14 protein-coding genes and 1 tRNA gene are annotated in these 14,115 nt (G+C 42.6%); 8 read left to right on the forward strand and 7 right to left on the reverse strand.

What is annotated here, in order from left to right; translation table 11 throughout:
- The first annotated feature begins 51 nt into the window (after positions 1-51).
- Complete coding sequence (locus BLS65_RS08765; RefSeq protein ID WP_092438038.1) at positions 52-639, forward strand: outer membrane beta-barrel protein; 588 nt, start codon at positions 52-54, stop codon at positions 637-639.
- 10 nt (positions 640-649) lie between these two features.
- On the opposite strand, the gene BLS65_RS08770 is transcribed toward BLS65_RS08765, so the two are convergent.
- Together BLS65_RS08770 and BLS65_RS08775 are read right to left on the reverse strand one after the other, a co-directional pair.
- The gene (locus BLS65_RS08770) at positions 650-1,345 is read right to left on the reverse strand and encodes a ComF family protein (RefSeq protein WP_092438040.1); all 696 of its coding nucleotides are present in this window, start codon (positions 1,343-1,345) and stop codon (positions 650-652) included.
- A gap of 5 nt (positions 1,346-1,350) precedes the next feature.
- Complete coding sequence (locus BLS65_RS08775) at positions 1,351-1,794, reverse strand: DUF2147 domain-containing protein (RefSeq protein ID WP_092438042.1); 444 nt, start codon at positions 1,792-1,794, stop codon at positions 1,351-1,353.
- Between the two features lie 92 nt (positions 1,795-1,886).
- On the opposite strand from BLS65_RS08775, the gene BLS65_RS08780 reads away from it, so the two are divergent.
- Both BLS65_RS08780 and BLS65_RS08785 read left to right on the forward strand, forming a co-directional pair.
- The gene (locus tag BLS65_RS08780; RefSeq protein ID WP_092438044.1) at positions 1,887-2,342 is read left to right on the forward strand and encodes a hypothetical protein; all 456 of its coding nucleotides are present in this window, start codon (positions 1,887-1,889) and stop codon (positions 2,340-2,342) included.
- The gene (locus tag BLS65_RS08785) at positions 2,314-2,967 is read left to right on the forward strand and encodes a peptidylprolyl isomerase (protein WP_092438046.1); all 654 of its coding nucleotides are present in this window, start codon (positions 2,314-2,316) and stop codon (positions 2,965-2,967) included. The genes BLS65_RS08780 and BLS65_RS08785 overlap by 29 nt, the downstream gene beginning before the upstream one ends.
- A 113-nt stretch (positions 2,968-3,080) precedes the next feature.
- On the opposite strand, the gene BLS65_RS08790 is transcribed toward BLS65_RS08785, so the two are convergent.
- From BLS65_RS08790 to BLS65_RS08805, 4 genes are all read right to left on the reverse strand, one after another.
- Positions 3,081-3,743: a lipoprotein signal peptidase gene (locus BLS65_RS08790; RefSeq protein WP_092438048.1), complete on the reverse strand. Its 663-nt coding sequence runs from the start codon at positions 3,741-3,743 to the stop codon at positions 3,081-3,083.
- Between the two features lie 240 nt (positions 3,744-3,983).
- Complete coding sequence (locus BLS65_RS08795) at positions 3,984-4,367, reverse strand: TraR/DksA family transcriptional regulator (RefSeq protein WP_092438050.1); 384 nt, start codon at positions 4,365-4,367, stop codon at positions 3,984-3,986.
- 48 nt (positions 4,368-4,415) lie between these two features.
- Positions 4,416-7,781, reverse strand: coding sequence for an isoleucine--tRNA ligase (gene ileS / locus BLS65_RS08800; protein WP_092438052.1), 3,366 nt, complete (start codon positions 7,779-7,781; stop codon positions 4,416-4,418).
- A gap of 232 nt (positions 7,782-8,013) precedes the next feature.
- A complete protein-coding gene (locus BLS65_RS08805; RefSeq protein ID WP_170830050.1) occupies positions 8,014-8,670 on the reverse strand; it encodes an HAD family hydrolase in 657 nt (218 codons plus the stop codon).
- 94 nt (positions 8,671-8,764) lie between these two features.
- Between BLS65_RS08805 and BLS65_RS08810 the strand changes: the two genes are divergently transcribed.
- From BLS65_RS08810 to BLS65_RS08830, 5 genes are all read left to right on the forward strand, one after another.
- A tRNA-Ile gene (locus BLS65_RS08810) sits at positions 8,765-8,838 on the forward strand.
- A complete protein-coding gene (locus BLS65_RS08815; RefSeq protein WP_212590519.1) occupies positions 8,815-9,228 on the forward strand; it encodes a GIY-YIG nuclease family protein in 414 nt (137 codons plus the stop codon). Before BLS65_RS08810 ends, BLS65_RS08815 begins: the two co-directional genes overlap by 24 nt.
- Positions 9,229-10,180: 952 nt before the next feature.
- The gene (locus BLS65_RS08820) at positions 10,181-11,149 is read left to right on the forward strand and encodes an SAM-dependent methyltransferase (protein ID WP_092438056.1); all 969 of its coding nucleotides are present in this window, start codon (positions 10,181-10,183) and stop codon (positions 11,147-11,149) included.
- Positions 11,150-11,173: 24 nt separating this feature from the next.
- Positions 11,174-11,779, forward strand: a complete 606-nt coding sequence (locus BLS65_RS08825) for a phage tail protein (protein WP_092438058.1) — start codon at positions 11,174-11,176, stop codon at positions 11,777-11,779.
- Between the two features lie 63 nt (positions 11,780-11,842).
- Positions 11,843-13,009, forward strand: coding sequence for an ABC transporter substrate-binding protein (locus tag BLS65_RS08830; RefSeq protein ID WP_092438060.1), 1,167 nt, complete (start codon positions 11,843-11,845; stop codon positions 13,007-13,009).
- On the opposite strand, the gene BLS65_RS08835 is transcribed toward BLS65_RS08830, so the two are convergent.
- Positions 13,006-14,010 (reverse strand): SAM-dependent methyltransferase, encoded by a 1,005-nt coding sequence (locus BLS65_RS08835; RefSeq protein WP_092438062.1) that lies wholly within the window; start codon positions 14,008-14,010, stop codon positions 13,006-13,008. The two genes, BLS65_RS08830 and BLS65_RS08835, sit on opposite strands and share 4 nt — an antisense overlap.
- Between the last annotated feature and the right edge of the window lie 105 nt (positions 14,011-14,115).

A 14,115-nucleotide genomic window follows, 5' to 3' on the forward strand; every position in this document is an offset into this window, starting at 1 on the left:
AGCGAGTAATTAGTGGAAGAAATAATGAATTGTAAATAACTCGAAGCAAAAATGAGGTGGTTTATTCTTGTTTTAATATTGATGCCTGCAACAATTTTCGCCCAATCGTTTAAGGGTGGTATCGCGGGTGGAATTGCCATGAGCCAGGTGGATGGAGACAGGTATGCCGGATTCCATAAGACCGGCGTTTGGGCCGAACTGTTTGTAGAATACCCGTTTTCCAAGCAAACATCCTTACATCTTGGCTTGTCGGGGGTTCAAAAGGGTTCTTACAAGAAGTTTAACGAGCTGGAGTTTTATCGAATTAATTTGATCTATGCTGAAGTGCCGGTACTTTTAACGTATAGGATTTCGTCCCGAAGTGTTCTTGAGGGGGGCTTGGGATTTGGTGTTCTTGTTCATTCCGCCGAAAAGAACGAGATGGGTCCATTATCCGAAATCGATTCTCCCGCATTCAACTTTTTCGAGATAAGTGCACAGGGCGGGTTTAAGTATTTCTTTTGGGCGAGGGCGGGAGGAGCGGTAAAGTTGAGCTATTCCGTTTTACCTATTCGGGATACAAAGCAAAACAGCCCCTATCGGCGCAATGCGGGGCAGTATAACAACCTGATGCAGATATCTCTCTTCTATATGCTCTAGCGGTGGTAGCCTATCTTCCCGCGCAAGCTAAAGTTGCAACGCTCACTTCGCACTCGCCTTCCGTAATAAGGACTTGTGCGCAGGCCTCAAGAGTTGCTCCGGTGGTAACAACATCATCGACAAGGAGAATATGTTTTCCTTTAATCTTTTCTTTGTGGGCAATGGCAAACACCTCCGAAACATTATCCCATCGCTCGAGTCGTCCTTTCCTGGTTTGGGTTTCGGTGTATACGATCCTCTGAAGTGCGTTAGTAATAATGGGAATGGACATGGTATCGGATAATCCTAGCGCAATCCATTCGCTTTGGTTGTAACCCCTTTTGCGCAATTTCTTTGGATGTAAAGGAACGGGAATAATTGCGGAAATATTACTAAGCTGATCCACAGTTAGCAATTCCCGGCCAAACTGCTGGCCGAGATAGCGCCCAATATCTTTTCGATCGGCATACTTCAACTTGTGCAGGAGTTTTTGGTAACGGCTACCCTTGCGAAAATAGAAAAAGGAGCAGGCGTGCAAAAGATACACCCTGCCCCAGAATATTTTGGCCACCTCATTATCCGATTCGTTCCAGTTACGGGTTCGGGGAAGTTTGTAGCTACAGCGGGTGCACAAAACCTCTTCGCCATGCATGAGCGGCGACTCACATACAGCACACAGGTCGGGGTAGATAAGGCCCCAGAAACCTCGTAACCAAGAGCCAATCATGGAGTTTACATGGTAGATTTAGTCCACTCAATCTCTTTGCCAATGAGCGAGAAGCCAATGAATCCCTTTACGTGGAGTACGTTGGGTTCATCCTCAAACCACATAAGGCATTTATAAGTTTTACCCGATTTGGGATCGTAGATGGTGCCATCCACCCATTCGTTCTTGCTCTTGTCGAAAGAAAAACCGGAAAGTAGGTTCAACCCCAGCGTAGGTCTGCTTCTTAGTTTTACTTCAGGATTTTTCTCGTCCTTTTTTGGTTGTCCATTTCGGTTTGGTTCCTTGAGCCAAACAATGTTTCCATGGAATTTTCCATCTTTCCCTTTGGAAACCTCTATCTTGGAGTCCTTGTCTTGTGTAAGCCATACTCCCACAACCTTATTTTCGGGCTGTGCCAGTAGGGAGCCTGCAAAAAGCAGCGAAATAACAGTAAAGAGGAACTTTTTCATAGAATTGTATTTTTCTGAGAGTTAACAGTTATGCAATAATAGCAAACGGAAAGTATATTTTACTATTTTTGCTCTAACAAAAACAGCTGAATATGAAAAAGTACTTAATTCGCGTTGCAAAGTATCTGGTTTATTTCTTTGTGCTTCTTGGTACAATGGTTCTGATTATGGAATCGATGAAATCGGAAGCGTTCAAGGATTTTAATCCCGGGATGATAAAAACGTATCTTTTAATAGGTGTAGCCTTTTCCTTTATTTTCCCATTGATTGGGTTTGGTAAGCGGAGCATTCACCTTAATCGCACTTTTGCCGATGATCGTCAGCAAGTTGAGAAAATAATGGACGCCATTGGTTTTGTAAAGGAGAGCGAGGAGGGTTATATCCTTAACTATCGGTATAAGAATGGTATGAAAAAGTTCTTTATGCTTTATGAAGATACCGTTACCATTAATAGTACCGAGAATCCGATTGTTGTGAGTGGTCCACTAAAAGAGATCAGGCGCATGAAGTTGATGTTTGATGAGTATCTTAATAAATCGGAAGATTAATGCCTCGGCAGTGAAGCGATTTACAATAATATCTATAGTGCTGGTAGCTGGATTGCTATCGGCACTTTTTTTTGGTTTCCATCGAAGCCAGCCCGACTTACCTTGTGTGGTGATTCAGACCAATCAGGGCGTTATTACCATTGAAGTAGATACCGTTCGATCAGTTGTTTCGGGAAGAAATTTTCTCTCTCTCGTGGAGCACGGCAACTATAGCAACAGTTCATTCTACCGTGTGGTGAGGCTCGATAACCAATTTAACTCCAAGTATCCTATTGAGGTTATTCAAGGGGGCTTGTTTGTTGACTCCTTGATTGATCGGTTGGGTTCAATTCGTCACGAGACAACGCAAGAAACGGGTATTCTCCATACCGATGGGGTAATCTCAATGGCGCGATCGGTTCCAGGAACGGCATCGTCGGAGTTTTTCATCTGCATTGGCAACCAGCCCGAGCTGGATTATGGTGGACGCCGCAATCCCGATGGACAAGGCTTCTCGGCCTTTGGTCACGTAGTAGCAGGAATGGACGTGGTGCAAAAAATCCAGCAGCAAGCGGATACCTCGCAATACTTAGTTACACCGGTGGCCATTATTTCGATGCAGGTGCGAAAAACAGCAAGTAAATGAGGGAGATCAACTGATATTTGATTGACAAAGTAGATGGATATCGGTTAGATATACTCCGATATGGGCAAAAAAAAAACCGAGCGCACTGCCCGGTTTTTATATGTTTTGTATCCTTATTCTGCGTTCTTCGCTGGAGTTTCTTGATCCTCTATTGTTTTGTGCTCTTCTTTAAAAAGTTCTTTTCGGTGAAAAATCAGGAGGTAAACTACCCCGATGCTAATGGAAGAATCGGCAATGTTAAAAATTGGTCGAAAGAAAACGAACTCTTCGCCACCTACAAAGGGTATCCAAGAGGGATAGAAGCCTTCAAAAAGAGGGAAGTATAGCATGTCGACCACTCGGCCATGCAGGAACGAGGCGTATCCTCCTGCAGCCGGTAGAAACTCAGCCATCCGGCCGTAGGAATCGGTAAAGAGCATACCATACACCATGGAATCTATAATATTACCTAGAGCACCGGCAAGAACGAGAGCTAGTCCGAAAATGAGCCCCTTGGAGGCGTTGCTTTTCGAAAGTTTGTGCAGATACCAGCCTATACCAATCACCGCTACAATTCGAAATAGGCTTAAGGCCAATTTGCCAAAGTCGCCGCCAAATTCCATTCCAAATGCCATCCCCTTGTTTTCGGTAAACAGGATGTAGAACCAGTTCCCAAAAACCTGAAAAGAGTCGCCAATTTTCATGGTCATCTTGATCCAAATTTTCACCGATTGATCAAGCAGTAGCACGGCGAATACGACCAGGGCTGCCTGTTGCAATATGCTTAAACGCTTCATCTTATTGCATTATATTTTTGTTTCACTTCGTATGGATGATCTCTCTAATTCACAAGGGTTAGGCAACCCTTTAACAATAACGTGCAAAACTAGCAAAATAAGAGTTCAACCGCTACAGGTAAATGATTATTCTATTTTCTTTTCCACCGAAAACCTAAATATTACGGATTGGAGCATGACGGGAGTGCAAAAAAATAGCCGGAGGAGCATTTCCACCGGCTATAATGATGTGTGTTTTGCTTACACTTGGTTGTTTTTTGCTTCGATGCTAAGTGTTGCATGGGGCACAGCACGTAAGCGATCCTTGGAAATGAGTTTTCCTGTTTCGCGACAAATGCCGTACGTTTTATTCTGAACCCTTAGCAGTGCAGCTTCCAAGTGAGAAATAAATTTTTGCTGGCGTTGTGCCAACTTACTCGACTCTTCTTTCGATAGGGTAGACGCACCTTCCTCCAACACCTTAAATGTAGGAGAAGTATCTTGGGTATCGTTGCTCTCGCTATTTGTGATAGAGGCTTTTAACGTGTCGTAGTCTTTACGGGCCTTTTCGAGTTTTTGAATAATCAGTTCCTTGAACTCGGCAAGCTCTTCATCGTTGTATCTTGTTTTTTCAGTTTCAGCCATAGCCCTAAAATTTTCTTAAAGATATAAATATTTTCTTACAGCCAACCGTTAGATGGCCTTCTCTACCCCAATATGTAGAACCAGATCAGGATCAAGTTCTACCTCGTGAATCGCTCCGCCAGAAAGCGAGTCTTCCAACAAAATATCAACCGCTAATGTTTGTGTTGATATGTAAGATTTGTGCTTCACTACCGCATCATTGATGATAGGATTTCTACCAATACGGATATTAATCTTATCAGTTACATCTAAACCAATATCTTTTCGGATATTCTGGATACGGTTAATCAGTTCACGCGCAATTCCTTCCTCACGTAGGTCATCGGTAATGGTAATATCGAGTGCCACGGTAAGTCTTCCCTCGCTGGCAACAAGCCAACCGGGAATATCTTCCGAAAGGATTTCAAAATCTTCGAGGAGCAGTTCGAGATCGCCATCTTTTGTGTGTATGGTGTAAGAACCGTTTGCTTCTACCTTTTGTATGTCGTCTTGAGTGAAAGTGCCTACAATGGTGGATATTTCTTTCATTTGCTTACCAAACTTTGGTCCAAGCGTTTTGAAGTTTGGTTTAATCTTTTTAACCAACATGCCCTTGGTGTCAAAGATATACTCCAATTCCTTCACGTTTAGTTCGGTAAGGATTAGGTTTTTAACCGCTTCAACATTCTCCTGCATTTCGGTGTCGAGCACGGGGATCATAATCCTCGAAAGCGGTTGACGCACCTTAATGCTCACCTTGCGCCGAAGGCCAAGCACCATGGATGATACCTTTTGGGCAATATCCATTCTCACTTCCAATTTTTTGTCGATAAGTTGGTCGTTACACTCAGGGAATTTGGCCAAGTGTACACTTTGGTTCTGGTGCTTACCGGTAACATTGTTGAGATCGGTAAACAGTTGATCCATATAAAATGGTGCAATGGGAGCCGCCAGCAAGGCAACGGTTTCCAAGCAAGTGTATAGCGTTTGGTAGGCCGCAATTTTGTCGTTATCGTATTCACCACCCCAGTAACGTTTGCGGTTGAGGCGCACGTACCAGTTACTTAGATTTTCAGTGACGAAATCTTGAATAGCACGACCAGCACGGGTTGGTTCATAGTTTTCGAAGGCGTCGGTAACTTCCTTCACAAGGCTATGCAGCTGGGAGATTACCCAACGGTCAATTTCCGGTCGTTGGTTCACGGGGATCTCTGCTTCCTTACCAGTAAATCCATCCACGTTGGCGTAGAGGGAAAAGAAGGAGTAGGTGTTGTAGAGCGTTCCAAAGAACTTACGCCTTACCTCATCGATGCCTGCTGGGTCGAACTTTAGGTTATCCCAAGGCTGTGAATTGGTAATCATATACCAGCGAAGTGGGTCCGATCCATACTGCTCAATGGCTTGGAATGGATCAACACCATTGCCGAGACGCTTGCTCATCTTGTTTCCGTTCTTGTCGAGCACCAGTCCATTGGAGATGATGTTTTTGAAGGCTACAGAATCGAAGAGCATGGTGGAGAGAGCATGGAGGGTAAAAAACCAGCCACGTGTTTGGTCTACACCTTCTGCAATATAATCGGCTGGAAAAACCTCGTGCAATTCCTTTTCGCCCATTTCGAAGGGATAGTGAACCTGGGCGTATGGCATGGCGCCGGAATCGAACCAAACATCAATGAGGTCGAGTTCGCGAACCATCTTTTCGCCTTTGCTTGAAACGAGGACTACATCATCGACAAATGGTCGGTGTAGATCGAATTTATCGTAATTTTCCTTAGAGAAATCATTTTCGTTGAATTCGGCAAGAGGGTTAGTCTGCATTAAACCAGCCTTAACCGATTTTTCGATCTCGAGTTTCATCTGCGCAACGGAGCCAATGCAAATACGTTCGCCATGGTCTTCTGTTGCCCAAATTGGAAGTGGTGTTCCCCAGTAGCGGGAGCGTGAAAGGTTCCAGTCCACTAGGTTCTCAAGCCATTTTCCAAAGCGACCTACTCCGGTGCTTTGTGGCTTCCAGTTGATGGTATCGTTGAGCTGCATCATGCGTTCGCGCACGGCGGTTGTCTTAATAAACCAGCTGTCGAGCGGATAGTAAAGCACGGGCTTATCGGTACGCCAGCAGTGAGGGTAGCTGTGCTCGTACTTCTCAATTTTGAAGGCTTTGTTTTCCAACTTAAGCTTTACCGCAATGTCCACATCCAGAGTGGGTGCATCCTTGGGTAGCGTGTCGTCGTATTCGTTTTTCACGAAACGGCCACTGAATTCACCCATGCCATCGACGAATCGTCCGGTTTTATCGACTAGGGTCAGTGAGCCAATTCCGTTTTGCTTGGCCACGCGAAAGTCATCGGCACCAAAGCTTGGGGCGATGTGCACAATTCCGGTTCCATCTTCGGTGGAAACAAAGTCGCCGCATAGCACACGGAAGGCATCGCCGTCGGTAGGTTGCTGGTAGGGCATAAGTTGCTCGTAGCGGCAGCCTTCCAAATCTTTTCCCTTGTGCTCCGAAAGGATTTCGTATGGGATATTTTTATCGCCTGGTTTATACTCCTCAAAACTAAGGTCTTTATTCTTCTCGGGGAAGTAGTTTCCATAGAGATCCTTAGCAAGGATAAGTACAACTGGTAACGATGTATATGGATTAAAGGTTCTTATGCGCACATAGGTAATACCTTTCCCCACCGCAAGGGCAGTGTTGGAGGGCAAAGTCCAAGGGGTAGTGGTCCAAGCAATGAAGAAAACCTCATCGTCGGTATCCTTAAAGAGGAAATCGCTTTTCGAATCTAAAACCACCTTAAACTGGGCCACCATGGTAGTGTCCTTAACGTCTTTGTAGCAACCGGGTTGGTTGAGTTCGTGCGTGCTTAGGCCCGTTCCTGCAGCAGGAGAGTATGGTTGTATGGAGTAACCCTTATACAATAGGCCCTTTTCGTAGAGCTTGCTGATTAGGTACCAAAGCGTTTCAATGTAACGGTTATCGTAGGTGATGTATGGATTTTTCATATCCACCCAGTATCCCATCTTGTGGGTTAAATCTTCCCAGAGATCGGTATACTTCATTACCTCCTTGCGGCAGGTTTTGTTATACTCTTCAACGGAAATTGTTTTGCCAATGTCCTCCTTGGTGATTCCGAGCATTTTCTCTACGCCGAGTTCAACGGGCAAACCATGAGTATCCCATCCAGCCTTGCGGTGAACTTGAAATCCCTTCTGGGTCTTGTAACGGCAAAACATATCTTTTATGGTACGCGCCATTACGTGGTGAATACCAGGAATGCCGTTTGCCGAAGGAGGTCCTTCGTAAAATACAAATGTGGGATGACCCTCCCGTTCCTTTAAACTTTTGTGAAAAGTATCATTCTCGCCCCAGGTTTTTAAAACATCCTTGTTTACCTGCGACAGGTCCAGTCCTTTGTATTCGGGAAATTTGGTACTCATTGATAATGCGATTTTTCCTTATAAAACTCTACTACTTCTACTAAAAACAAAACACTACGCTATAAGCGCAGTCGAATAATTCCAGCCAATATTTTGGTTGGAATTTTAAAAATCCCACAAAGATATGTTTCGGTACAGAAATAACAAATTTTTAGGTCCGAAACACACATTTAATTGGCTAACGGAGAGAAATGTTACGTTCCGAAGTCCAATACCGGATCAAGCAAGCATGCTAAAGGATATCGGCGAAGAGGGCTTCGATGGATTCTCCTTCGTTAACTTTAAGATGGTACGCCTTTAAACCAACCCGTTGTGCACCCTGCACGTGCTGGAGCGTATCGTCGATAAAGAGTGTTTCGGAGGCCGTGAGGTTATTTTCGCGGAGTATGAGTTCAAAAGATGCAGCATCGGGCTTTCGCAAATGGATGAGGTGTGAGTAATACTCTTTATTGAAGAATTGGGAGAGCGACTCTAACCCTGTTTTGGCGAACAGCTGTTTGATATATACATCGTAGTGAATCTCGTTGGTATTGCTTAGCAGATAAGTGTTACAGCACCGTTTTACCTGTTCAAGAACGCGAAGGCGTGAGGGGATAAAGTCGAGGAGCATAGCGTTCCAGGCGGCATCGATATCGGTATCGGGAATTTCCTTGGCGGCAAGCCTACGAATCTCGTTGCGGAAGGCTGCTGGGTCAATTAATCCTTTATCGAGAAGGTCGAAGGTTTGGTTTTGGGCAGCCTGGGTAAAGGTCTGCTGAAAGTTTTCGAATCCTATATCCTCAAATTTATTAAGGGTAAGTTGGTAATCGATTGGAAGGATAACTCCCCCAAGATCAAAAATAACGCTACGAATGGGGCTGTTGAATTGGCTGAAAAATTTTGGTTGCATGCAAAAAGTTGTGAGTGGGTATTGAATAATCCGTTGTAAATGGTTAACATTGCACCGCAAAATAAGGCAAACTTTTCCAAACGGGAAAGCCCTTGGGCCCATAGCTCAGTCGGTTAGAGCATCTGACTCATAATCAGAGGGTCGTTGGTTCGATACCAACTGGGCCCACGGAATCCCGATCATCGCAAGATGGTCGGGATTTTTGCAGTTTATGGGGGTTCCGCGAAGCGGAATCCACGCGGTTCTGACCTTGTTTCTCTCGGAGGAATCATGGGATTTTGTAACTTGTGCATAAAAATGGCCTACTTCACCTATATACTACAATCTAAAAAGGATGGAAGTTATTATATTGGTAGTACTCTAAATATTGAAGAGCGAGTAAAGCGTCATAATGCAGGAAAAGAACGCTACTCTTCTCGAGGTATACCATGGCAGCTGGTTTGTTGGGAGCAATTTGAAACAAGGTCAGAAGCGTATAAACGGGAAATGGAGATAAAGGGACATAAGAGCAGGGCCTACATTGAGCGATTAATCTCCCTACAAAATTCAGCGGAATAATCAGAGGGGAGTTGGTGCCGCTTCGCGGGAATCCACGTGGTTCTAACCTTGCTTCGCTCGGAAGAACCTCGGGAGAAGAATCTCGGGATTCGATACCAACTGGGCCCACGGAATCCCGATCATCGCAAGATGGTCGGGATTTTTGCATTTCTAGGGTAGTTCGTGCTTTATAATAGGCAATTACGTGGTTCTGGGCTTGCTTATAACATTGGGATTTTATCGGCTGCATCTCGCTGAAATAGCAGTTAAACATATGGTGTATTTCGTTGAATGTGGCTCCAGAGATGGCGGCGTAAAGAGGCACGATGCGCTTGGTTGCGACTGGGCGCGCCGCCAAAAAAGGTTACATCTCTTTTTTACCATAGTTTTGTGCCTCTTGCACTGTATATAGAACCGAATTCCCCCAAGATGGGTTCTATATGGTTTACTTTCCTGCATCTTAATATCGAGCGACAATATCGGATAGAATTTCGTCTGTATTTAGCATTGACAAGGTGATTTTAATTTATATTTCGACTCAATGTTATGAAATATAAGCAAATAAGTCTACTTGTGTCGGGTGGTATGTCCAGATAAATAATTTCGTTTTTGTCAATTTAGATACCTCTTTTGTTGATTCTGATAAATAGATATCCCTGCAATGAGCCTAACTTTGGTTATTGAATAGGTTTGTCTTACCCTGCCTTTGAATATCAGACGCTGTATTCTGGTGAGATTTGGTTGAAATGCTACTGTTCGTTTATTATGTTGAAAATAAGTTCTGAAAATATTTTTTTGTATTTTCAGAATGGTGTACATTTATTAACGAAGTTAGAATGGTTTGATTTCCACATTTTTCCGCAGTGATTAGGATGTAAGCATTTCTTTAAAGTTGAGTACATAGAATAGGTCGGAGTAAAATTGTAATTTCTTATCGATTGCCTAAAAATAGAGCATATAAGTAAACAAGCATATGACTTACCCAGACCAATTAGCCGGGAAGGAGTTGATTTACTGTAAGGACGATTTTTTCCTCATGAATCGTGCTTGCGATGAGTTGTATCAGCAATTCAGCTCGATTACCGGCGTTGACATCCACAAGTTGGGCGATGGCGATATCCTCTTACCCTCCGGAAAAGCAATATCACCCTCGGGTGCTGCACATTGTCTCCTTGAAATGAAGCGAACGGCAATCTTCCTTCGGGGTATTAAAAAAGCCATTGATTCAAAACTTCAGGAAGGTAACAGCACGGTTAATATTCTTTATGCCGGATGTGGTCCTTATGCCACGTTGATTACACCTCTTCTTTCTTTTTACACACCAGTGCAGGTACGTGTAACACTCTTAGATATCAATCCTGTATCAGTTGAAGCTGTCGAAAAACTCTATAGAACCTTAGGTATTGACGTGTTTGCAGAGATGTTTGTTTTGTCTGATGCAAGTATCTATAAGGTTGATAGGCAGTACGACATAGTGATTTCAGAGACTATGCAGGCAGGATTAAAGAAGGAACCTCAGGTGGCCATAATGCAGAATCTAATTCCGCAGTGTGGGGTCGATACCATTTTCATTCCCGAGCAAATTACCATTGATGCATACCTAAGGAAAAGGGGTATTTGGGATGGAGATCAATTGCTGGAAGAGGGAGGCAAAACTACATTTATAAGCGAACTCTTTTCTGTAAACAAAGAAAGGTTGGATGTAAGCACCTATCGCAAGGTTGTGGATATACCCCAAACGCTTATAGGTCCTCATGACTTGCTTCTCTATACAACTATAAAAGTATTTAACGAAGAGGTGCTGGGGTTAAACGATTGCAGCTTAAACATGCCTCTTAAGTATTACGAACTTGGAGACCGCTTTCCCCGATCTATTGATTTTTGGTATAGCCAAACCGATAAACCCAAAATCGAATCTAAAGTTTTAGATTATACAACCTAATTATTAACTAAAAAATTAAGTATTATGGATCCTTTTATGGCACAACTTTTACTCTGGCCTATGGGCTGGGCACCAAGTTACTGGGCACAGTGCGATGGTAGATCAATGAATGTAGCTCAAAATTCAGCTTTGTTTTCACTGCTAGGTATTGCATTTGGAGGTAATGGGAGTTCAACTTTTAATTTACCCGACTTCCGAGGTAGGGTACCTATGGGCTTAGGAACACGCCCAGGTACATCAATAAATTACAATCTAGCGAATATTGGGGGAACTGAAAGTATGGCATTAACAACAGCTAATTTACCTTCACATACCCATACTGCTGCTGTAACTACAACACCAATTAGTGTAACCATTAAGGCAAGTCCTGCAGCGGGAACAGATAACGTACCGGGAACAAATGGTTCGACAACACTGGCTGCCTCTATGGCTGGTCGTGCTACTGGAAGTACTATTTATAACAACCAAACGCCAACCGTAGCCATGAATACAGCAACTGATGTTTCGGGCGGAGCAACAACTGTGGTTAATTCAACTGTGGGGAATGGTGCTGCGTTTGATAACCGTATGCCTTACCTAGCAGTAAATTTTATTATTGCATTAAATGGAATTTATCCAACCAGAGATTAAAGGAATAAATAGAGGCTATCCAAAATGTTTTTTTGGATAGCCTTATAATCGTAAAAACACAATATGATTAATAATCAACCAATTAAAATAGGTTTTTTAACACCTTATTCATCAATTTATCCTGCATTAACACCTAATATTGTTAATGGGTTTTATTGTTCAATGCCGGAGCAATACCAAAATCTGTTTCGTTTTTATCCAGAGTATATAAAGCAGGGTGGTGGAAATATTGTGAAAGAGGCTGTTCAAAAATTGATTCAGTTTGACAATGTTGATATTATATCGGGAATTGTAAGTTACCAAAAAGTGCCCGAGTTGGCGCCAATTATTGAAAGCAGGAAAAAGCTTGCATTCTTTTTCGACATGGGAGAATACATACCATACACCCAACATATTTCTAACCATCTTTTTTTTAACAGTTTTCAGCTATGGCAGTCGGAGTATTCTCTTGGATTGTGGGCACAAAAGGAATTTGGCGATAAAGGCGCCGTTATAATGCCGTTATATGATGCCGGTTATCACCTTCATAGCGCATTTAGGCAGGGTACAATATCCGCAGGTTCCCAATGGATAGACAACCATATATTACCTTACATCGAAGGAAAATCGCAGGTGAAGGGGCAGCTGGATCATTTCTTTGAAAAGTTTAGGAAAGACCCTCCCTCGTACATCCATGCTTTGTTTTGTGGGACTGAAGCGATCGATTTTTTGGTTGAATTTCACCAATCAGGATTGGCAGGAAAGATACCCTTAATTATTAGTGCTCACATGGCATCTGAGGAGTTGTTGGATACAATCAGCAACCTGAATATGACTGTTTATTCAGCCTCTTTGTGGAAATATAATTCACAGGATGAGATGAATGTCCGGTTTAAGCAACAATATACAATGCGCACAGGGGCAAAAGCCGATCTGTTTGCGTTGCTTGGTTACGAAATGGGATCGCTTTTTTCTCAGCTGATCCCCGATTTATTAAAGCGTGATTGGGATGCTGTAATTAGAAGCATGAAGAATGAAACGGTAAAGTCGCCAAGGGGCGATCGGAATTTCTTTCTAGACTCCAATTATGCAACTCCAATTATCGACATAGAAAAAATTGAAATTGGTAATAACTGTGTCCGGAAAATGATAATCGGGCAGGGACGTTCTTTGAAGTATAACCACGAAATTTTTAGCGAGATACACGATGAATGTATTACGGGTTGGCAAAATCCATACTTGTGTGTTTAGTTTTTTGGTGTTAATGCTATTCGAGGTGAATCATTATTGAGGTAATGTACATCAAACTCTTTCCCTTTATCCATTGCAGTGAAAGAGTAACAAATGTATTTTTTCGTTAATGTGGAATCATCTTCGAGCAATACTACATCATCAAACACTACAAGTTCTGTTGTGAAAATCAGTTCGTTGAGGTTTTCTGTAATTTGGCTAGTTTTGACAGTTTTCAGGAATAGGCTTTGATTTGGAATAAGCGTTTGTGTTTCGAAAAAATGGCGATCAGCTGAGATTACATTATCGATAAACTGCCGATGCTTATGATTTACCAACCGAGTTTCCTTATCATCGAAACAATAGTAGGGTACATCCTTTTCGAGGTAGATTGATGATGCAACTAGATCGACTTTTATACATTCCGGGATTAATTGTCCGGTAGGAGAAAGGTAATTTATAAGGTTGCTGAAAATAGCCAGCTGTGGTTCACGGGTTAAAGCCTTATCCATTGTTTCGGAAATAATAATGTCGAATTCTCTATCCGGGGAGTAAGTAATGGCATCAGTTAAAAGAGTGGAATCGAAGTATTTTTCTTTTTTCAACTTTCTAATTAAGAGATTTGCAGCCGTGTAAGAGTTGCTGTTGATCTCAATTGTTGTGATAGAGATTTCATCCTCACTAAAAAGATACAATAGTGGTAACACAATAGTAGCAAAAGGACCCGTGCCGGCATAGAGTATTTGAACTGGTTTTATTCCCTGATTTATTAGTTGAAGAACACATTGATAGGTTCCAAGCATAAACCGGTGTGTTCGCAGATAATCGGTAAAACATTGCGCGGCAAGTTTGGGATTAATGGCAACTCCTTGCGAAAGGAGAACATCGGTAATTGAATCATCTGTGTTACTATTTGATTCGATTGCCAGTATTGCTTCAATCTCCTTCAGCAGATTAATGGCTGTTGTATCATCTGTTGTCTCTTTTAGGAGTTCTTCAAAAAGGAATTTGATATTCGGCATAGTGTTTATGGGTAATTCTTAATTGTTACGGTTTTCAATTTAACGAATTGCAATAAAGATATAAACACTATTTAGAAAGTTGTAGATAATTTGTTCTAATCGTAC

It is taken from the genome of Williamwhitmania taraxaci, from assembly GCF_900096565.1.
GTDB lineage: Bacteria > Bacteroidota > Bacteroidia > Bacteroidales > Williamwhitmaniaceae > Williamwhitmania > Williamwhitmania taraxaci.